This is a genomic window from Alcaligenes sp. GCM10023179, from assembly GCF_042653705.1.
In the GTDB taxonomy this organism is placed as follows: Bacteria; Pseudomonadota; Gammaproteobacteria; order Burkholderiales; family Burkholderiaceae_B; genus Alcaligenes; species Alcaligenes phenolicus.
The window spans coordinates 320,869-341,103 of the sequence record NZ_JBHSIQ010000006.1; the positions used below are offsets into that span (position 1 = coordinate 320,869).

19 protein-coding genes are annotated in these 20,235 nt (G+C 58.2%); 10 read left to right on the forward strand and 9 right to left on the reverse strand.

The window, feature by feature from the left end:
* Positions 1–11: 11 nt before the first annotated feature.
* Positions 12–698 carry a Crp/Fnr family transcriptional regulator gene (locus ACFPDR_RS18490; protein ID WP_009460136.1) on the reverse strand — a complete coding sequence of 229 codons (687 nt, stop codon included), beginning with the start codon at positions 696–698 and terminating at the stop codon, positions 12–14.
* Positions 699–873: 175 nt separating this feature from the next.
* Here ACFPDR_RS18490 and ACFPDR_RS18495 point away from each other — a divergent pair, with 175 nt between their 5' ends.
* From ACFPDR_RS18495 to ACFPDR_RS18530, 8 genes are all read left to right on the forward strand, one after another.
* Positions 874–2,841: an AMP-dependent synthetase/ligase gene (locus ACFPDR_RS18495; protein ID WP_052159208.1), complete on the forward strand. Its 1,968-nt coding sequence runs from the start codon at positions 874–876 to the stop codon at positions 2,839–2,841.
* Positions 2,842–2,855: 14 nt separating this feature from the next.
* Positions 2,856–3,641 carry an ABC transporter ATP-binding protein gene (locus tag ACFPDR_RS18500; protein WP_009460135.1) on the forward strand — a complete coding sequence of 262 codons (786 nt, stop codon included), beginning with the start codon at positions 2,856–2,858 and terminating at the stop codon, positions 3,639–3,641.
* Between the two features lie 11 nt (positions 3,642–3,652).
* The gene (locus tag ACFPDR_RS18505) at positions 3,653–4,582 is read left to right on the forward strand and encodes a branched-chain amino acid ABC transporter permease (RefSeq protein ID WP_009460134.1); all 930 of its coding nucleotides are present in this window, start codon (positions 3,653–3,655) and stop codon (positions 4,580–4,582) included.
* 12 nt (positions 4,583–4,594) lie between these two features.
* Positions 4,595–5,659 carry a branched-chain amino acid ABC transporter permease gene (locus ACFPDR_RS18510; RefSeq protein WP_009460133.1) on the forward strand — a complete coding sequence of 355 codons (1,065 nt, stop codon included), beginning with the start codon at positions 4,595–4,597 and terminating at the stop codon, positions 5,657–5,659.
* Positions 5,660–5,796: 137 nt separating this feature from the next.
* The gene (locus ACFPDR_RS18515; protein ID WP_009460132.1) at positions 5,797–7,065 is read left to right on the forward strand and encodes an ABC transporter substrate-binding protein; all 1,269 of its coding nucleotides are present in this window, start codon (positions 5,797–5,799) and stop codon (positions 7,063–7,065) included.
* A 50-nt stretch (positions 7,066–7,115) separates the two neighbouring features.
* Positions 7,116–7,949 (forward strand): ABC transporter ATP-binding protein, encoded by an 834-nt coding sequence (locus tag ACFPDR_RS18520; RefSeq protein WP_035268554.1) that lies wholly within the window; start codon positions 7,116–7,118, stop codon positions 7,947–7,949.
* A gap of 253 nt (positions 7,950–8,202) precedes the next feature.
* Positions 8,203–9,483, forward strand: coding sequence for a phenylacetate--CoA ligase family protein (locus tag ACFPDR_RS18525; RefSeq protein ID WP_226349477.1), 1,281 nt, complete (start codon positions 8,203–8,205; stop codon positions 9,481–9,483).
* 89 nt (positions 9,484–9,572) lie between these two features.
* Positions 9,573–10,589 (forward strand): amino acid ABC transporter substrate-binding protein, encoded by a 1,017-nt coding sequence (locus ACFPDR_RS18530; RefSeq protein ID WP_021447094.1) that lies wholly within the window; start codon positions 9,573–9,575, stop codon positions 10,587–10,589.
* Positions 10,590–10,859: 270 nt separating this feature from the next.
* Here the strand turns inward: ACFPDR_RS18530 and ACFPDR_RS18535 are convergent, their stop codons facing one another.
* The 3 genes from ACFPDR_RS18535 to dprA form a co-directional block, all read right to left on the reverse strand.
* Entirely contained in the window at positions 10,860–11,327 is a 468-nt protein-coding gene (locus ACFPDR_RS18535; RefSeq protein WP_009460130.1) for a hypothetical protein, read from the reverse strand.
* Complete coding sequence (locus ACFPDR_RS18540) at positions 11,327–12,247, reverse strand: hydroxymethylglutaryl-CoA lyase (protein ID WP_009460129.1); 921 nt, start codon at positions 12,245–12,247, stop codon at positions 11,327–11,329. Before ACFPDR_RS18540 ends, ACFPDR_RS18535 begins: the two co-directional genes overlap by 1 nt.
* 106 nt (positions 12,248–12,353) lie before the next feature.
* Positions 12,354–13,508 carry a DNA-processing protein DprA gene (dprA, locus tag ACFPDR_RS18545; protein ID WP_137431038.1) on the reverse strand — a complete coding sequence of 385 codons (1,155 nt, stop codon included), beginning with the start codon at positions 13,506–13,508 and terminating at the stop codon, positions 12,354–12,356.
* A 168-nt stretch (positions 13,509–13,676) separates the two neighbouring features.
* On the opposite strand from dprA, the gene def reads away from it, so the two are divergent.
* Both def and fmt read left to right on the forward strand, forming a co-directional pair.
* Entirely contained in the window at positions 13,677–14,195 is a 519-nt protein-coding gene (def, locus tag ACFPDR_RS18550) for a peptide deformylase (protein ID WP_009460127.1), read from the forward strand.
* Between the two features lie 5 nt (positions 14,196–14,200).
* Positions 14,201–15,142, forward strand: coding sequence for a methionyl-tRNA formyltransferase (fmt, locus tag ACFPDR_RS18555; RefSeq protein ID WP_035268544.1), 942 nt, complete (start codon positions 14,201–14,203; stop codon positions 15,140–15,142).
* A gap of 16 nt (positions 15,143–15,158) precedes the next feature.
* Here the strand turns inward: fmt and ACFPDR_RS18560 are convergent, their stop codons facing one another.
* The 5 genes from ACFPDR_RS18560 to ACFPDR_RS18580 form a co-directional block, all read right to left on the reverse strand.
* A complete protein-coding gene (locus tag ACFPDR_RS18560) occupies positions 15,159–16,094 on the reverse strand; it encodes a DMT family transporter (protein ID WP_060186528.1) in 936 nt (311 codons plus the stop codon).
* Between the two features lie 70 nt (positions 16,095–16,164).
* Positions 16,165–17,520 carry an amidase gene (locus ACFPDR_RS18565; RefSeq protein ID WP_042484585.1) on the reverse strand — a complete coding sequence of 452 codons (1,356 nt, stop codon included), beginning with the start codon at positions 17,518–17,520 and terminating at the stop codon, positions 16,165–16,167.
* Between the two features lie 42 nt (positions 17,521–17,562).
* Positions 17,563–18,246, reverse strand: a complete 684-nt coding sequence (locus ACFPDR_RS18570) for a DUF2848 domain-containing protein (RefSeq protein ID WP_009460123.1) — start codon at positions 18,244–18,246, stop codon at positions 17,563–17,565.
* Between the two features lie 33 nt (positions 18,247–18,279).
* The gene (locus ACFPDR_RS18575) at positions 18,280–19,563 is read right to left on the reverse strand and encodes a TRAP transporter large permease (protein ID WP_035268536.1); all 1,284 of its coding nucleotides are present in this window, start codon (positions 19,561–19,563) and stop codon (positions 18,280–18,282) included.
* Positions 19,560–20,180 carry a TRAP transporter small permease subunit gene (locus ACFPDR_RS18580; RefSeq protein WP_009460121.1) on the reverse strand — a complete coding sequence of 207 codons (621 nt, stop codon included), beginning with the start codon at positions 20,178–20,180 and terminating at the stop codon, positions 19,560–19,562. Before ACFPDR_RS18580 ends, ACFPDR_RS18575 begins: the two co-directional genes overlap by 4 nt.
* Positions 20,181–20,235: the final 55 nt, after the last annotated feature.

Here is a 20,235-nt window from a genome sequence, read left to right on the forward strand (position 1 = left end):
TGGCCGCATAATCAGGCGGCATATTCATCGCCGTAACGTTTCAGGCCGTCCAGGTCCAGCACCTGGACGCCACCATACTTGATCAACAACAGCCCTTCGTTTTCCAGTTGGCGCAGGGCCTGGTTGGCTCGTTGGCGCGACACACGCGCCAGGTAGCCGATCTCTTCCTGGGTAATGTCCAGGCGCAGACCTTTTCCGGGGTAGAGCAGCGGGTTGAACAGCTCTGCCAGACAGCGTGCCACGCGGGCATCGGGGGTAGACAGGCTGTTGTATTCCGCCTTGCCGATAAATTGCGCCACACGTTCATTGAGCTGATGCAGGAGGTAGCGGTTGAAAGCAATGCTCTGGTCCAGCAAATCGTTAAAACTGTGTACGGGCAAGCGGGCCACCTGGCTGTCGCGCAAGGCGACCACATCGTATTTGCGCTCTTCGTTTTTCAGCAAGGAGCCTTCGCCTATCCAGCCACCGGCAGGTACCCCGGTCATGGAAGCGATCTTGCCTTCGGAATTTCCTACCGACACTTTGAGCAAACCCGAGAGCACGCCAATCCACGCGGTGGCGCGTTCTCCCTTGCGTTCGACGATGGCCCCGGCCTCGTATGCGGTGATCAGTGTGTCGCGGCGGACACGCTCTTGCAGCTCGGGTGTCAACAAGCGAAACCAGGCGGCTCGCTCCGATAAAGCATCTACAACATGCATGAGGATTAACCCTCGATAAAGGTCGAATGTCATGTCCGTGACAATCTTCGGGACGGGCAGCCGATAACTTGATTATTAACAGGCTGCAAATAGCTTGAGGGCATAACATCTGCCTTCTGCCGCAATCATAAGCAGCCTCCTGGACCATAACAAGCCGGGAAAATTCGGAGGAGACATGGTTGTGCGGATGGATAAAGAGCAGGTAGCGGGTTTACCCGGCACCTTCCCAGCCTGGATAGAACACCATGCCCAGGTGCGCGGCAACAAAGTTGCCATGCGCGAAAAAGACCTGGGAATCTGGCAGACCTGGACGTGGCAGGAGCTGGCCGAACAGGCCGAGCAACTGGCTGCGGGCCTGGCCGGGCTGGGTGTCAAAGACGGTCAGCACGTCGCGGTGATCGGTGAAAACCGCCCGCGCCTGTACCTGGCCATGATGGCGGCGCAAATGCTGGGCGCTGTGCCCGTGCCTTTGTATCAGGATGCGGTAGCCCAGGAAATGCTGCACGTATTGCTGGATGCCAGCATACGCGTGGCCGTGGTCGAGGACCAGGAGCAGGTCGACAAGCTGCTGGAAGTCTGGGATCAGTGCCCCGATCTGGATGCGCTGATCTATGACGACCCACGCGGTCTGCGCAATTATCAGCAAGAGCAGCTGCAATACATCGAGCAGGTCATGGAGCAGGGCCGCCTGCAATTGGCGCGGGATCCGGACTGTGTGCGACGTATCTGGAAGGCTATTACGCCTGACCATGCTGCCGCCATGTTCTACACCTCCGGCACCACCGGCAAGCCCAAGGGGGTGGTGCTGACTCACGGCGCTCTGGTGGATCGTGGCCTGGCCATTCAGGAACTGGAATCGCTGACCGATGCCGAGGAAGTGCTGGCTTATCTGCCTCCCGCCTGGATCGGGCAGAACATGTTTTCCTACACGCAGTTCCTGGTCACGGGCTTTACGGTGAATCACCCTGAGTCACCCGAAACCGTGTCCATCGACCTGCATGATATTGGCCCGACCTATTACTTTGCGCCTCCCCGCGTGCTGGAAGGCTTGCTCACGCAAGTGACTATCCGCATGGAAGATGCCGGTGCCCTGAAGCGCGCCTTGTACAAGCGTTTCATGTCTCTGGCGCATCGTGTGGGTGTGAAGATTCTGGACAAGCGTCCCGGCGTGGGGATGTGGGATCGCCTGTGCTATGGCCTGGGCAATATCCTGATCTACGGCCCCTTGCGTAATGCCTTGGGCATGAGCCGCGTGCGTGTGGCCTATACCGCTGGTGAAGCCATCGGACCCGATCTGTTCGACTTTTACCGTTCCATTGGCATCAACCTGAAGCAGCTCTATGGCGCTACCGAGACCTCGGTATTCGTCTGCGTCCAGGAAGACGGCCATGTGCGTGCCGACACCGTAGGCCCACCTGTGAAAGGCGTGGAAATTCGTGTGGCCGATAACGGTGAAATTCAGGTGCGCAGCCCCGGCCTGTTCAAGGAGTACTACCGCAACCCCGAGTCCACCGCCGAGTCCTTTACCGAGGACGGCTGGTACCACACGGGTGATGCCGGTTATCTGGACACCGATGGTCAGCTAAAGATCATCGACCGTGCCAAGGACGTGGGCAAACTGGCCGATGGCTCCTTGTTTGCACCCAAGTACATCGAGAACAAGCTCAAGTTTTTCCCCTTCATCAAGGAAGCCGTGGCTTTTGGCGATGGTCAGGAGGAAGTGTGTGCCTTTATCAATATTGATCTGGAAGCCGTGGGCAACTGGGCCGAGCGTCGCAACCTGCCCTATGCCGGTTACACCGATCTGGCCGGCAAACCCGAGGTCTATGCCCTGATTCGGGATTGTGTGGCTCAGGTCAATGCTGATCTGGCTAATGATCCCAAGCTGGCCGGATCGCGCATCAGTGCCTTCCTGATTCTGCATAAAGAGCTGGACCCCGATGACGATGAACTGACCCGTACCCGCAAAGTACGTCGCGGCTTTATCGCGCAAAAGTACAAGGTTCTGGTCGACGCCCTGTTCAATGGCCTGGACAGGCAGTTTGTGGAGACAGAAGTGAAGTTTGAGGATGGGCGCAGCGGTCGCATTTCGGCAGACCTGCACATTGAGCGCATGACAGACGCAGCAGCAAGGAGCGCATGATGAGTGAGGCGCAAATGCCGGGCCGTCGCATTGGCCCAGTGGTACTGGATTTGAAGAATATTTCGCTGTCCTTTGGTGGTGTGAAAGCGCTGACCGACATCTCGTTCAACATCCGTGAACACGAGATCCGCTCCATCATTGGCCCGAACGGCGCAGGCAAAAGCTCCATGCTGAACGTCATCAATGGCGTGTATGCACCACAACAAGGCGAGATTGTCTTGCGTGACCAGAGTTATGCCCGCATGAACTCGCGTCACACCGCCGAGCAGGGCATTGCCCGCACCTTTCAGAACCTGGCTCTGTTCAAGGGCATGAGTGTGCTGGACAACATCATGACCGGCCGCAATCTGCACATGAAAAGCGGGGTGTTTGCCCAGGCTTTCCGACTGGGCGGTGCCGAGCGTGAAGAGATTCGCAACCGTGAATATGTGGAAGGCATCATCGACTTTCTGGAAATCCAGGCCTACCGCAAAACGCCGGTAGGACGCTTGCCTTACGGCCTGCAAAAGCGGGTTGACCTGGGGCGGGCACTGGCGATGCAACCGAGCATTCTGCTACTGGATGAGCCCATGGCGGGCATGAACATCGAAGAAAAGCAGGATATGTGCCGTTTCATTCTGGATGTGAACGAAGAGTACGGCACCACGATTGTTTTGATTGAACACGATATGGGTGTGGTCATGGATATTTCGGACCGTGTGGTGGTCCTGGACTATGGCAAGAAAATTGGTGACGGAGTACCGGACGAAGTACGACAAAATCCGGATGTCATCCGCGCCTATCTTGGCGCTGGCCATTGAGGGGAACGGACATGGCATTTTTTCTTGAAACTTTGCTGGGCGGCCTGATGAGCGGGATGTTGTACGCCCTGGTCGCGCTGGGCTTTGTGCTGATCTTCAAAGCATCGGGTGTCTTTAACTTTGCACAGGGCGCTATGGTGCTGGTGGCCGCGCTGGCCATGGCCCGTCTGTCCCAGTGGATTCCGCAGTTGCTGGGCATGGAGCCGGGCATCCTGGGCAATGTGCTGGCTTTCATTGTCTCGGCCATCTTGATGTTTGTGCTGGCCGTCGTCATTGAGCGCTGGGTGCTGCGCTATCTGGTGAATCAGGAAGGCACAACCTTGCTGATGGCCACGATCGGTATCAGCTATCTGCTCGACGGTCTGGGTCAGATCGTGTTTGGCAGCTCCGTGTATTCCATTGATGTGGGCATGCCCAAAGACCCGGCTTTCATTCTGGAGTCCATGTTTGAAGGCGGTGTTCTGGTCAGTCTGGAAGACTTGAGCTCGGCCGTGGTGGCGGCCTTGCTGGTTGTGGCCCTGGCCATCTTCTTCCAATACACCAGCGTGGGCCGCGCCCTGCGTGCGGTGGCGGACGATCATCAGGCAGCGCAATCCATTGGTATCCCCTTGAACCGTATCTGGGTGGTGGTCTGGACCGTAGCCGGTTTGGTGGCTCTGGTTGCCGGCATTATCTGGGGCTCCAAATACGGGGTGCAGTTCACCTTGTCGACCGCAGCGCTGCGCGCCTTGCCGGTGGTGATTCTGGGTGGTCTGACCTCGGTGCCCGGCGCTATTGTGGGTGGCCTGATTATTGGTGTGGGCGAGAAGGTGTCCGAGGTGTACCTGGGCCCTTATGTAGGTGGCGGCATCGAGATCTGGTTTGCTTATGTGCTGGCCCTGGTGTTCTTGCTGTTCCGACCACAAGGTCTGTTCGGCGAGAAGATTATTGATCGCGTCTGAGGTGGAGTCGATATGATTTACCGCGAAAATGGTCAGTTCAAAAGCAGCTATCGGGCTGACCAGCAGATTTTTCCCATCCGCCAGGATCGCTATGTGGTGTTGGGCTTGTTGCTGGTGGCATTCCTGCTGGTGCCAGCCATGGCATCCAACTACTTCCTGCAAGCTATTCTGATCCCCTTTCTGATCCTGTCTTTGGCAGCGATTGGCCTGAACATTCTGGTGGGCTATTGCGGCCAGATTTCCATCGGTTCGGGTGCTTTCATGGCTGTGGGCGCGTATGCCGCCTGGAACTTTGGTGTCCGTATTCCGGAGCTGCCACTGGTCCTGCAGATCCTGCTGGGCGGCGTGTTCGCCACCTTGGTGGGCGTGGCTTTCGGTATTCCCAGCTTGCGTATCCGTGGCTTGTACCTGGCCGTCACAACCCTGGCCGCACAGTTCTTTGTGGATTGGGCTTTCCTGCGTATTGCCTTCTTCACGAACTACTCGCCCTCGGGCAACGTGTCGGTGCCTGCCTTGAGCGCCTTTGGCTTGCCGGTTCAAACCCCCATGCAGAAGTACCTGTTCGTGCTGATCTTCGTGGTGGTGTTTGCTCTGCTGGCCAAGAATTTGGTGCGTGGTGCGATTGGCCGCCAATGGATGGCTATTCGTGACATGGACGTGGCCGCAGAAGTGATTGGTATTCGTCCGGTCTACGCCAAGCTCACCGCCTTTGCCGTCAGCTCTTTCATCATCGGTGTGGCCGGTGCCTTGTGGGCCTTTGTGCACCTGGGTTCCTGGGAGCCGCTGGCCTTTGACCTGAACCGCTCCTTGCAGTTGCTGTTCATCGTCATCATCGGTGGTCTGGGCTCGATCGTAGGCAGCTTTTTCGGTGCCGCGTTCATGGTCTTGCTGCCCGTGTTCCTGACCAACGTGCCGCACTGGTTTGGTGTGTCTATTGGCGTGGATACCGCCTCGCATATTGAACACATGGTATTCGGTGCCCTGATCGTATTTTTCTTGATTGTGGAGCCGCACGGTTTGGCTCGACTCTGGAGTATTGGTAAGGAAAAGCTGCGCTTGTGGCCCTTCCCCCATTAACAGCAGGTAGGCAGTTCATTACAACAACAGCCCCGCCAATCGGGACGGGGTACTTAGACAAATGGTACTTATCGGAGGACCAGGAGATGACAACACGACTGAAACGCGCTGTGCTCGGTTTGAGTGCTTGCGCTGCAATGCTGACCATGAGTACAGCCGCTGTAGCAGCCGAGGAACAGTACATTCCCTTGCTGACCTACCGCACCGGCTCCTTTGCCCCACTGGGTATTCCATGGGCCGATGGCAAGCTGGACTATCTGGCTCTGGTCAATGAACGTGACGGCGGTGTGAATGGCGTCAAGCTGGTATACGAGGAGTGTGAAACGGCGTACGCCACGGACCGCGGCGTAGAGTGCTACGAGCGCATGAAAGGCAAGAACGGGGGGGCGTCTGGTTTTGACACCCAGTCCACGGGCATTACATTCGCCCTGACCGACAAGGCCTTTGTGGATGGCGTCACCATTGAGACCATGGGCTACGGCCTGTCGCACTCGGCGAACGGTGCGGTATTCGAGTGGAACTTCCCGCTGCTGGGTACCTACTGGACTGCGGCTGACGTCATGATCCAGGACATCGCCAAGCAAGTGGGCGAGGACAAGCTGAAGGACCAGCGCATTGCTCTGGTTTATCACGATTCGCCGTACGGCAAGGAGCCTATCGCCCTGTTGCAGGCCCGTGCCAAGGAACAAGGCTTCAAGCTGGATCTGTACCCTGTGACCGCCCCTGGCGTGGAACAGAAATCCACCTGGCTGCAAGTGCGCAAGAACCGTCCTGACTTCGTCCTGCTGTGGAGCGCCGGGATCATGACGCCTACCGCCATCCGTGAAGCTCAGGCTGTGGGTTACCCACGCGACAAGATCTACGGCATCTGGTGGGCAGCTTCCGAGAGCGATGTGGTCGATCTGGGCCAGACCGCCAAGGGCTACAAGGGCATCACCATTCACAACAGTGCTGGGGACGGTCCGGTGCATGACGCTGTGCGCGAGATGCACGCCAAAGGCAAAGGCGCTGAAAACGGTGACAAGTACGTCGGCACGCTGGCTCACACCCGCGGCATGATGATTTCCATGATGCAGGTTGAAGCGATTCGCACCGCACAAGAGAAGTTCGGTAAAGGTCAGCACATGACCCCCGAGCAAGTGCGTTGGGGCTTCGAGAACCTGAATCTGGACGAAGCACGTCTGAAAGAGCTGGGCTTTGAAGGCATCATGCGTCCCGTCAAAACCTCGTGCAACAACCACATGGGTGATGACTGGGCCCGTATTGTGCAGTGGGACGGCAGCAAGTTCGACGTCGTGTCCGACTGGTATCAGTCCGACAAGAAGTTTGTCGATCCTTTAGTCAAGGAAATGTCGGCTAAATACGCCGCCGAGAAGAAAATTACGCCTCGCACCTGCGAAGGCTAAACCCAGGCGCCCAGGGTTCGCCCTGGGCACTGCATTGCGTGGGGAAGATTATGAGTGAGACCGTAGGCCAAGTGGATGAGACGCCCATCTTGTTGGACGTCAATGGCATCGAAGTGATTTACAACCACGTCATTCTGGTGCTCAAGGGTGTGTCCTTGCGCGTGCCGGAAGGGCGGATTGTTGCCTTGCTGGGCGCCAACGGTGCCGGTAAAACCACGACCTTGCGGGCCGTATCGAACTTGCTGCGTGCCGAGCGCGGCGATGTGACCAAAGGCCAGATCCATCTGCGTGGCGAACGTATTGACCAACTGACTCCGGCTGATCTGGTCAAGCGCGGCGTGGTGCAGGTGATGGAAGGGCGCCACTGTTTTGCGCACTTGAGCATTGAAGAGAATCTGCTGACCGGGGCTTATACCCGTACCTTGTCACGCGGCGATTTAAGCGCCGAGCTGGACAAGGTGTACCAGTATTTTCCGCGTCTGAAGCAGCGCCGTACCAGTCAGGCCGGCTATACCTCGGGCGGGGAGCAGCAAATGTGTGCCATTGGCCGTGCCTTGATGGCCGACCCGGGCATGATCTTGCTGGATGAACCCTCCATGGGCCTGGCACCGCAGGTGGTGGAAGAAATTTTCGAGATCGTGCGTGACCTGAATCAGCGCGAGCGCGTCAGCTTCTTGCTGGCCGAGCAAAACACCAACGTGGCCCTGAAGTATGCCGACTACGGCTACATCCTGGAAAACGGCCGCGTCATGATGGATGGACCCTCCCAGGCCTTGGCCGAGAACGAAGACGTCAAGGAGTTCTATCTGGGTGTGTCCGGGGGCGAGCGCAAGAGCTTTCGCGACAATAAATTTTATCGACGACGCAAGCGCTGGCTGGCTTAACTCCCAAGGATTTCCAATGTATCAGCAGGGCCTGGCCTGTATTGAAAGTAGCAGGATCAGCACAGGAGCAGGCCATCGATCGGGATGCACACAAGGTGCCGCCCTGACCCCTTTTGACGTTTTTAGTTTTGGGCAGCTTCTGGCTACACGGGGTGTGGTAGCAGAGCTTGGTATCGACATCCGTCTGTCTGCGGACAGAACGTCGGCTGGGCGCGGGAGTGTTTGAATGCCAATTCATCCCACTGGAGGAGAGATGAGCGAATATTACGACGAGCGCGAAACCCTGGAACCGGACGAGCGCGAAGCCGATTTACTGTCCCGTTTGCCGCAGGTCTTGCAAGCGGCCGCGCAAGGAGCCCCTGCGATTGCCAAGCAACTGGGTTCGGTTGATCTGGCCGCCGTGCGCAGCCGCGAGGATCTGCTGGCCATTCCGGTGTTTCGTAAAAGCGAGCTGCTGAAAGCCCAGCTGGAAGCGCGCGAGCAGGCTCGCTCGGGCGGGCCATCGGCTGATTACGCGCAGTCTGTATTCGGGGGCTTTTCCTCCATTGCCTGGGGTGCGGCCCGCAAGGTGTTTGCCTCGCCCGGTCCCATGTACGAGCCAGAAAGCCGTCGCCCGGATTATTGGGGCTTTGCGCGCGCACTGTACGCGGCTGGTTTCCGCCGCGAGGAACTGATTTTTAACTGCTTCTCCTACCACTTCACCCCGGCTGGTTCCATGATGGAGACCGCTGCGCATGCCCTGGACTGCACGGTATTTCCAGGTGGCGTAGGTCAAACCGAACAGCAAGTGCAGGCCATGGCCGATTTGCGCCCGCATGGTTATACCGGCACACCCAGTTTTCTGAAGATCATCATGGAAAAAGCCCAGTCCATGCAGATTGCACTGCCTGGGCTGAGCAAGGCCTTGTTCTCTGGCGAAGCTTATCCGCCTTCCTTGCAAAAGTGGTTCAGCGAGCACGGCGTGGCGGGCTATCAGGCCTACGGCAGCGCTGATCTGGGCATGATTGCCTATGAGACACAGGCCCGCGAAGGCTTGGTGCTCAATGAAAACCTGATTCTGGAAATTGTGCGTCCCGGCACCGGCCAGCCTGTTGCGCCAGGTGAAGTGGGCGAAGTCGTCGTGACCTCCTTTAACCCCGACTATCCGCTGGTGCGTTTCGGGACAGGGGACTTGTCTGCTGTCATGCCCGGCCAGTCTCCCTGCGGTCGTACCAACCAGCGTATTCGCGGCTGGATGGGGCGGGCTGACCAGACCACCAAGGTGCGCGGCATGTTTGTGCATCCAGGGCAGGTGGAGCAGATTCGTCTGCGTCACAAGGAACTGGGCCAGGCGCGCTTGGTGGTGCGTGGTGCCAGCGGCCAGGATCAGATGGTGTTCCAAGTTGAAGTCTCCGCCAAGCCTGAGGGCTTGGAAAGCGCTTTGGCCGACTCGATTCGTGAAATTACCAAATTGCGTGCTCAGGTGGAGTTCATGGAGCCAGGAGCCTTGCCTCGGGATGGTAAAGTCATCGAGGACCAACGCAGCTACGATTAATTAGCCATGTAGATATGCACACAAGTAGCAGTCGGGCTGCGGTACTATGCTGGAAAATAGTCAATACCTATATCTTTGAGGAGAGCCCGATGCGCTTTGTGCCAGTTTCTGCTGTAGTCCTGGCCTTGATGGCCAGCATGCCTGCTGCCCAGGCCGACACCCTGGACAACGTCAAACAGCGCGGTCACGTGCTGTGTGGTGTGACCACCGGATTTGCCGGTTTTTCTGCCCCTGATGACAAGGGCACGTGGACGGGGCTGGATATCGACGTGTGTCGCTCGGTAGCCGCCGCCACCCTGGGCGACGCCAGCAAATTCAAGGCTGTGCCCTTGAACTCGCAGCAGCGCTTTACGGCTCTGCAGTCCGGTGAGATTGATCTGTTGGCTCGTAACACCACCGTGACCCAGCAGCGTGACACCGCTGTCGGTGCGATCCACGCCGGTATCAACTTCTACGACGGTCAGGGCTTTTTGGTGTCCAAGAAACTGGGCGTATCCAGCGCCAAGGAATTGAACGGTGCCACGGTTTGTATGCAGACTGGCACGTCTAACGAAAACACCATGGCTGACTGGGCACGTGCCAACAAGGTTGAGTACAAGCCTGTAGTAATCGAGCAGTTCAACGAAGTGGTTAACGCTTTCGTGGCTGGCCGCTGTGATGTGTTCTCTACCGACGCTTCCGGTCTGGCGTCGATCCGTATCTCCAAAATGGAGAACCCCGATGATTACCTGGTACTGCCTGAAATCATTTCCAAAGAGCCACTGGGCCCATTCGTCCGTCAGGGTGATGATGCCTGGCTGAATATCGTGAAATGGTCCATTCAGGCCAGCTTCAACGCCGAGGAACTGGGTGTAACCGCTGCCAACGTGGACGAGAAGCTCAAGAGCAACAACCCCAACATCCAGCGTTTGCTGGGCGTGACTCCCGGTGCTGGTAAAAACCTGGGCCTGGACGAGAAATGGGCTTACAACATCATCAAGCAAGTCGGTAACTACGGCGAGTCCTTCGAGCGCAACGTGGGTAAAGGCAGCCCCCTGCAAATCGAACGTGGCCTGAACGCCTTGTGGATTGACGGTGGCCTGATCTACGGTCTGCCGATTCGTTAATCCTTTCGGGATTCGCGATATGCAAAAAGCAGCTCTCTTTGAGGGCTGCTTTTTTATTTACTGATCGATCTGGGGGTTATGACGTTGATGAGCTTTGTGCTTTTTGCCCCCTGGCGATATGGGCTGCCCTGAACCCTTGGTGCATGTATCGCCGTGTATTGGAACACGGCGATAGATAGGCTACGTAACTGCAGTACACGGTTTTCGGATGGGAGACGTCCAGCATTGTTTCCCCCGATATGGCAAGCCGTATGGGGCAAACAGGGAGACTTAGCTCTTGCGCCGCAATACCAGCGAGATCTTGGCAAAGGCCACTTGCAGATCCTGTGTGGCACCCTGGAAAATCACAGGGCGGCCACGCCGGGTAAAGCAGATCAGGCGCTTGGAGTTGAACAACGGCACAAACTTGGCAAAGTGGATGTCTTGCCATTGCACTTCCCGCTTCATGATCCAGTTCTGGCGTATACCGTTCTGATCAATCGTGGTGATGCCATGCCACATATGCCAGGCAATCAGAATCAGGCCGGTAAACAGCAGGACCAGACAGCCTGCCAGGACGGGGCTGATGGCAGCGCCTTGTGGGGAGCTGGCCACCAGCGCGAAACGCACGCCGATCAGGGCCAGCACAATCCAGGCGCTGGCCGCCACCCATTTGGGCCAGGAACGGCCTTGAATGGGGAGCGAGCCCAGATCCTTCAACATAGCGTCAATTTCCTCTTTCGAGGGAGCTTGGCTCATCAGCACGCGGCGGCCCCTTGCTTGCGGGCGGCCAGGGCGTTACCGGCATTGCTGGCCGATTTACGCTTCAAATGAGCCGAAATCCATTGTCCCGTGTCTACCACGGCGTTCAGATCAATGCCGGTTTCAATATCCAGGCCTTGCATCAGGAACAGAACGTCTTCAGTGGCGACGTTGCCGGTTGCCCCCTTGGCGTAGGGGCAGCCGCCCAGACCGGCTACGGAGCTGTGAAAAATATGGATGCCAGCTTGCATGGAAGCAACGATATTGGCGATGGCCTGGCCGTAGGTATCGTGGAAGTGGCCGGACACATGAGCCGGGTCAATGTGCTCGGTTACCATGCGCATGACGTCATACACCTGGCGGGCCGTGCCTACGCCGATGGTGTCGGCCACGTCGATCTCGTCACAGCCCAATTCGATCAGGCGTTTGCCCACTTTCAGCACATTGGAGGGAGCCACAGCGCCTTCATAGGGACAGCCGAAAGAACAGCTGATGGAGCCGCGCAGACGCAAACCGGCTTCTTTGGCAGCCTGAGCAACCGGGGCAAAGCGCTCCAGCGATTCTTCGATGCTGCAATTGATATTGCGCTGGGAAAATGCCTCGCTGGCGGCGGCAAAGATCACCACTTCGTCAGCCTTGGCGGCCAGGGCACCTTCAAAACCACGCATATTGGGGGTCAGAACCGAATAAATCGTACCGGGACGTCGGTCGATAGCAGCCATTACATCTGCGCCGTCCGCCATTTGCGGCACCCATTTGGGCGAGACAAAGGACGCGGCTTCCACGTTCACAAAACCGGCGTGGGACAAGCGGTTGACCAGTTCGACCTTGATGTCGGTGGGGATGAATTCTTTTTCGTTCTGCAGGCCGTCCCGAGGACCGACCTCCACAATCTTGACGCGCGATGGGTATGACATGAAGTTTCCTGAAGGGGTAGATGGCTGGGGCTGGAAGGCCCTTACGTAATCGTCATGATACCTCTTGAAGGCCAGGGCTGGCGTCCTAGGAACTGCCCTATGGTCTTTAAGGTTTCAAGCGTTGAAAGCGTCCGTCTGCCAGGGGCTCGATGCAGCCTGCCAGCTCCAGTTCAGCCAGAACGGCGGGCAGTTCGGTCGCCAGCAGGCCTGTGCGCCGCATCAGCTGTTCGGGGCTGAGGGGCGCAAAGTCAATGCGCTCAAGAATAGGGCGTAATTCCTCGGGCAAGGCTTCATAAGGATTGGGTTTTGAACCAGTTTGTGGAGCCGTATCCAGATTGAAGTCGCCTTGCACATTGCCCAGTTCATCCAGAATATCCTGGGCGCTTTCCACCAGTTTGGCACCTTGGCGTATCAAGGCATGGCAGCCGCGAGCCAAAGGGGAGTGAATGGAGCCGGGAATGGCAAAAACTTCTCGGCCTAATTCTCCGGCCAGACGGGCCGTGATCAGGGAGCCACTTTGTTTGGCCGCTTCAACCACCAGTACGCCTTTGGCCAAGGCAGCCACAATGCGATTACGGCGTGGGAAGTGATGGGGCATGGCCCGGGTGCCCAAAGGAAACTCGCTCAGCAAGAGACCTTGAGCGCTGATCTGATGAGCCAGATCGCGGTGTGCTGCCGGGTAGACCAAGTCCAGCCCCGTCCCCATCACGGCAATAGTGCCTGCGGAAGAAGGGCCGGCTTTTAACGCTCCTTTGTGTGCCGCCTGGTCGATGCCGCTAGCCAGGCCGCTGATGATACACCAGCCTCTGGCGGCCAGAGTAGCTGCAAAATCTGTCGCGATTTCCTGGCCGGATTGGGTGGCATTGCGGGCTCCCACAATAGCCAGTCCTTTGCGTTGCAAGGCTCCCAGATCGCCATTGGCATAAAGCAGCAGAGGTGCGTCGTGCAGGTCCAGCAAGGAGGCGGGATAGGTGGGGTCAGCCAGCGTCACGATATGGTGATTGGCTTGCTTGAGCCATGCCACCGCTTGTTCAATCTGCGCCTGCAGCTCGTCCAGTGGTTCCTGGCTTAGTTGCACGGCCAGTTCGGCCGGAAGATGGCGCGACAGGGTTTGAACCGAGCTTTGATAGATTTGCGGTGGCAGTCCACAGGCAGCCAGCAATTGCCGGGCCTGGGCGGGCGCAAGCTCTGGCTCCAGCGACAGGCGCAACCAGGCACGCAATTCTTCCGAGATTTCATCCGAGCTAAAATGATCAGGCATAAGGTAGTGTGGCACGAAACCGATCTTTGTTCTGTGTGGCCCGGACGTTTGTATCCAGTGTGACTGCCGCTTTGTGGGCTAGGGCTTCATATGCTGCCGGGGCAATCGGGTGCCGCCCTGAAACTTGTTTTATTATATCGACTTATCGCTTTTTCTTCGGACATGACAATGGCTTTGCTTCCTATCCTTAAATTTCCTGACCCACGTCTGCACACGGTTGCCAAACCCGTGCAGGAGGTCGACGACCGTATTCGCAAACTGGTCAAGGATATGGCCGAGACCATGTATGACGCACCCGGCGTAGGGCTGGCCGCGACGCAGGTTGACGTGCACGAGCGCGTGGTGGTCATTGACGTATCGGAAAGCGGCAATGAATTGCTGGTGCTGATCAACCCTGAGATCACCTGGAAAAGCGAAGAGCTGAAGGTTTACGAAGAAGGCTGCCTGTCTGTACCTGATACCTACGACAAGGTTGAGCGCGCCGCCAATATTCGCTTCAAGGCCCAGAATGAAAAAGGCGAGTGGTACGAGAAAGAAGCCGATGGCCTGTTGGCCGTGTGTGTTCAGCATGAACTGGACCACCTGGATGGCAAGGTGTTTGTGGAGTACCTGTCCGTGCTCAAGCGTGAGCGTATCCGCAGCCGTCTGCGCAAGCAGCAGCGTGAAGCACTGAAGGCAGGGCAATAGTCGCCATGCGTATTGTTTTTGCCGGCACCCCGGATTTTGCCCGTATCGCCCTGGAAGCTCTGTTAGCGCAGGGCTTTGATGTTCCTTTGGTCATGACGCAGCCAGACCGTCCAGCTGGCCGTGGCATGAAGCTCAGTCCCAGCCCGGTCAAGCAAGCCGCTGTGAACGCTAATATCCCGGTGCTGCAGCCGCATAGCTTGCGTCTGGATGGCAAGTATCCCGAGGAAGCAGCCCAGGCCCGCCAGACCTTGCTGGATTTACAGCCGGACCTGATGGTGGTGGCAGCCTACGGCCTGATTTTGCCCAAGTGGACTTTGGAGCTGCCGCGCTATGGTTGCTTCAATATTCATGCCAGCCTCTTGCCTCGTTGGCGCGGTGCGGCACCGATTCAGCGTGCAATTCAGGCGGGTGATGCGGCCACGGGCATTACCATCATGCAGATGGATGAAGGCCTGGATACCGGCGATATGCTGGTGCGCAGCGAGCTGGCGATTCGTGATGATCACAGTGCCGCAACCCTGCATGACGATTTGGCGCAGCTAGGTGCACAGGCCTTGCTGGAAGCCTTGCAGCAAGTGCGTGATGGCACCTTGCAGGCGACTCCCCAGCCAGAAGAAGGCGTGACCTACGCCGAGAAACTGTCCAAGGCCGAATCGGTGCTGGATTTAGGCCAACCGGCCAAGGAACTGGAGCGCCGTATTCGCGCGTTTGACCCAGTGCCTGGCTCCACCCTGTCCCTGCCCGGTTTGGAGCAGCCCGTGAAGGTTTGGCGCGCTCAGGCGCTAGAGCAAAAGCATTCAGCAGAACCTGGTGAGGTTCTGAACGTCAGTGCCCAAGGCATTGACGTGGCTTGCGGGGAAGGTGTGTTGCGTTTGCTGGAGCTGCAAAAAGCCGGTTCCAAGCGTCAGCCCGTCGCCGTCTTTGTGCAGGGCTGGCAGTCTCGCTAAGCCTTGCCGCCTGGACTCAGGCGCCAGATCTGTTCTGGCGCCGCCACTCCAGAGTCCCAATCACAATGCCGCTGGTACACACCACAGCAATCCCGATCCAGGTAAAGACATCCGGGAACTGACCCCAGATCAGCCATCCCAGCGCGGCTGCGGCCACAATTTGCAGATACACAAACGGGGCCAGCAAAGACGCCGAGGCGCGTTGATAGGCCTGGATTTGCAGCAGGTGGCCCAGACAACCCCACAGTCCGGTCGAAATCAGAATCAACCATTGGAAAAAGCTCAGCTCTTTTAAGGCAGGCAGGGCGGCGGGCAGTAAAAAGGGTAAGGCAATGGTCAAGCAGATGCTGCCGACTGCACCGCTCCAGATCAGGGTGGTCAGCGAATTGTCCACGGCCACGCGACGTGTTGCGATAAATTGCGTGGCGAACAGACAGGCGGTCATCAAGCCAAACAGCACCCCTATTGGGTGCAGGCCAGCGGTAGGCCGGATGATGATCAGCACGCCCAGAAAGCCGACTCCGGCAGCTACCCAGCGACTGATGCGCGGTGGCTCTTTCAGAATCCAGGGGGCGACAGACAGCACCAGCAAAGGGGCCAGAAAGTTGATGGAGGTGGCTTCGGCTTGAGGCAGATAGCTCAAGGCGTTGAAAAACGAGAAGGTGGACAGCATCATCACTGTGCCACGCAAAATTTGTGCTTTGGGGCGGGAGCTGCGCAGGATCTTGCGGCCCTTGACCGGCAAGACCAGCGCCAGCACTAATCCCAGATGGATGACGTAGCGAAACCAGCACATCACCAGCAGGGGCACGCCAAAGCCCATGATCCATTTGCCGCTGGCATCCAGACCCGACAGGGCCCAGGAAGACAGAATCAGAATGAGCACCCCCGCCAAGGGAAAGACCGTGGGTGTCAGGGTCTGGGGCAAGGAGGAGGACTGGGGTGTGCTCATGACAGGCTCCTGACGAAAAGCACAAGGACGGCCGGATGGCCGTCCTGGAAGGAACGTAAATCTTACTGGATTAGCGTTTGCGCAGGGGTAATACCCGTTCGATTGCTGAACCTACTGCCAGCAGATGTTCGTCGTGGTAGGCAGGGGCTGCCACCATCAGGCCCACAGGGGCTTCATCAGCGGCATGACAAGGCAGCGACAGGGCGCAGCCGTCCAGGAAGTTGATCAGGGTGGGGTTGCGCAGGACCAGGCCGTTAGTGGCGAAGTAGACGTCGTCCGACTCTTTCAGATCGGCAATGCGGGGAGCGACAACGGGCACGGTAGGCATCAGGACGGCGTCGTAGCGCTCCAGACGGCTTTCCACCGCGCTGATCCAGGCCTGGCGGGTGTCTTGCAGTTCGATGTAGTCGGCGCAATCGATGTCCTTGCCGCGCAGGATGCGGGAGGCCACGCGTGGGTCATATTGCTCGCCCTTGCTTTGCAGGGTGTCGCGGTGCACGGACCAGGCTTCGGCGCAGACAAAGCCGCCTTTGCGGTTGATTTGCGGCAGTTGGTCAAACTCGGGCAAGTTGATTTCCTCAACCACAGCACCTTGCTCACGCAGCAGGGCGATGGCGCGGTCAAAAGCAGCACGCACGGTTTCATCAATGCCGTCAAAGACAAAGGTCTTGGGCACGGCCAGACGCAAGGTGTCCAGGGCAGGCGTTGCCACGGGCACGTAAGGCTGGTCGGTCAGGATGGAGTCCACAATGGCGCAACACTCTACCGAGGCAGCCAGAGGGCCATTGGAGTCCAGGCTGCGCGACAAAGGCATGGTGCCTTCGCTGGGAACGCGCTCGGCGGTGGGTTTGAAACCGGTCAGGCCGTTAAAGGCCGAAGGGATACGGATGGAGCCGCCCGTGTCGGTACCAATGGAGAAAACCGACATGCCCTGGGCAACCGCGACACCGGCGCCGGAGGACGAACCACCCGGGATGCGGGCATTGTCACGGTCCCAGACGGAACGAGGCGTACCGTAGTGGGGGTTGATGCCCAGACCGGAGAAGGCAAACTCGGTCATATTGGTGGAGCCGATCAGAATGGCACCGGCGCGCAGCAGGCGCTCCACAATGGTGGCGTTCTGTTCGGCCGGTTCGGCGTCTTTCAGTACAGCCGACCCACCCAGAGTGATGTAGCCTGCGATGTCATGCAGGTTCTTGACCGACATGGGCAGACCTTCAACCAGCGAGCGGCTCAAACCGGCAGCGCGCAAAATGTCGGAGGCTTTGGCGGCGGCCAGAGCCTGTTCAGCAAACACTTCGATGAACGTGGCAGCGCCGTCACGGCTTTCGTCCTGGATACGGTCCAGGGCTTGCTGGGTCAGTTCGACCGAGGTGGTTTCGCCACGATCAAGAGCACGTTGCAGTTCGGTAATAGTCGCTAGCATGGGTCACTCGCAAAATAAATGGGTGGGGCGGGCTGGGCCAGTTTAGGCTACTTCAGGCAGGATTTCGGTTACGTAGGTATGACGGATGCTGCGTTCGCGGCGGGGGTCATACAGTTCCATGGTGAACTGGGTAGCAGGGCGAATGCCACCAATGGCACCCACGGTACCGCAGGTCATGCCAAAGCCTTCAGGCATGGTGGTGGACTGGAAGTAGCCTTCGATCAGCTCCAGCGGGTTCTTCAGGGTGGACAAGGGACCATCCTGGTACAGGACTTCCTTGCCGTCTTCCTGAATGTAGGCGCGGATGATCAGCTCGTCCCAGTAGTCGGCCACATCGCTGAACAACCAGGCTTCGCGGGCAACGGGCTTGGCGCAGATCTGCTTGGACAGGGCCACGCTGTGGGCTTCCAGCACGCGGTCCGTGTGGTCCGAGGCCAGGCTGACCAGCAGGCGGCCCTGGTGGTTGAACACAAACACTTCGGTCTCGCCGGACGAACCGGAGCCCACGACCTGGATGTCGGCATCCTGGATCATCTGGTTGGCGGCGATGCGGTAGTACAAAGGCACCGAGCTAGGGCGTGGTACGCCCAGTTCGGCCAGCTCTTCAATGTGGTGCTCGATGGCAGCCAGATCGCGGCCAGCCCAGCCGGCCACGATGCAGTGCTGCAAATCAGCTTCGATGATTTCAGTGTGGGTGGCCTGGGCCAGTTCAAAGGTCAAACGCATAGCAGTACTCGTTTACTCAAAGACAGATTGGGATTAACCGAACAGGCGTGGCAGCCACAAAGCCAGATCCGGGAAGATAGCCAGCAGGCCCACCATGGCCAGCAGCATGATCACAAAGGGCAGGCTGCCAATCATGACGTCATTCATGCTGCCGCTCTTGCGCAGGCTCTGGACCACAAACAGGTTCAGACCAACAGGCGGAGTGATCAGCGCCACTTCCACCAGAATGATGATGGCAATACCCAGCCACACCGGATCAAAGCCCAGGGCGATCATGATGGGAGCCACGATAGGGATGGTGGTGATCATCATGGACAGGGTTTCCATGAAGCAGCCCAGCACCAGGTAGAACACCACAATGATCAGCAGCATGACCATGGGCGAGACACCCAGGCCCGTGATGGCATCGGTCAGTGCGTTGGTCAGGCCGGTGGCGGCCATGACAAAGTTCAGGAAGGCCGAACCGATCACGATCAGCATGATCATGGCGGTGGCTTTCATGGTGCCTTCCAGCACTTCCTTGATCATGTTCCAGCTCATGCGGCCCGAGAAGGCAGCCAGAATCAAGGCGCCGACCACACCCAGGGCAGCAGCCTCGGTTGGAGTGGCAATCCCGGCGTAAATCGAGCCCACGACCAGCAGGAAAATACCCAGTGGTGGAACCAGATGCACCAGGCTGGCAAAACGCTGTCCCCAGGAGGCCTTGATCTTCGCACCGCCCCACTTGGGTTTGACCATACATGCAGCAGCAATTGCCAACATGAACAGCAAGGCCATACCCAAACCGGGGATGATGCCGGCCAAGTACAGCTTGGGCACAGAAGTATTGGTCAGTACGCCGTAGATCACCAGGTTGATCGAAGGCGGAATCAGAATGCCCAAGGTACCGCCAGCGGCCAGACTACCCAGGAACAGAGGCTCGTTATAGCCTTGTTTCTTGATTTGCGGCAGGGCCACGGTGCCCACGGTGGCGGCAGTGGCCACGCTGGAACCGGAGGTGGCGGCAAACAGGGCGCTGGCACCAATGTTGGCGTGCATCAGGCCGCCGGGCAGCCAGGACAGCCACAGGCTCATGGCGTTGTACATACGTTCAGCCATGCCCGAGCGCAGCAGGATCTCGCCCAGCATGATGAACAGGGGAATGGCCACCAGCAGGAACTCGTTGCTGGTGCCCCAGGAAATTTCACCCAATGCGCCGGTCAGGGGCAGCATGGAGTACAGCGGGTCCAGAATCAGGCCCAAAACACCCAGGGCAGCGCCCACGGGAATGCTCAGTCCGATCAGAACGAGCAAGAGAGTCAGTGCGGTTGTAATCATTTGGCGTCTCCTTGCACCATGCGTTTGCCAGCCTCGGCTTCTTCAGAGGCTTCTTCCTGGGTGCTGCGGATACCGCACAGGGATTGGATACCGGCCAGGTCACCTGTAATCAGGGCCAGGCTGGAGCGCAGCAGCATCAAGGCCAGAACGACGCACAACCAGATCAGGCCGCCCACCCACAGGAACTGGGGAATCCACAAGGGAGTGCCCATGGCGGTGTTGGCGGTGGACTGGTTGGTCCAGGACAGGCCGGCCACGTCGGTGGCGTACAAGGTCAGGTAGACAATGAAAACAGACAGGGCCACCAGAGCAATCCAGTCCAGCAGGGCAGCCAGACGAACAGGTAAGTGCTGGTAGATGGCGTCGATACGGATATTGGCCCGTTGCAGGGTGGCAAAGGACAGTGCCCATGAAATGCTGATGGCAAAGGCATAGCCGGACAGTTCATCCGAGCCGCCCAGAGAGCTGCCACTGAATTTGCGGAACAGGACGTCCGCGGTGATGTAGAGGGCGCTGATCAATGTCAGGCTGCCTGCGAACCAGATGGCGACGCGCGACAGGGATGTGGCGGCGGACAGCAAACGGTTCAGCATGGCGAATTTTTCGGTATTTTCCATGATGTCTACCCCGTACAGGGTCTAGGAGGGAGGGGCCTGGGGTACAGGCAGCCTG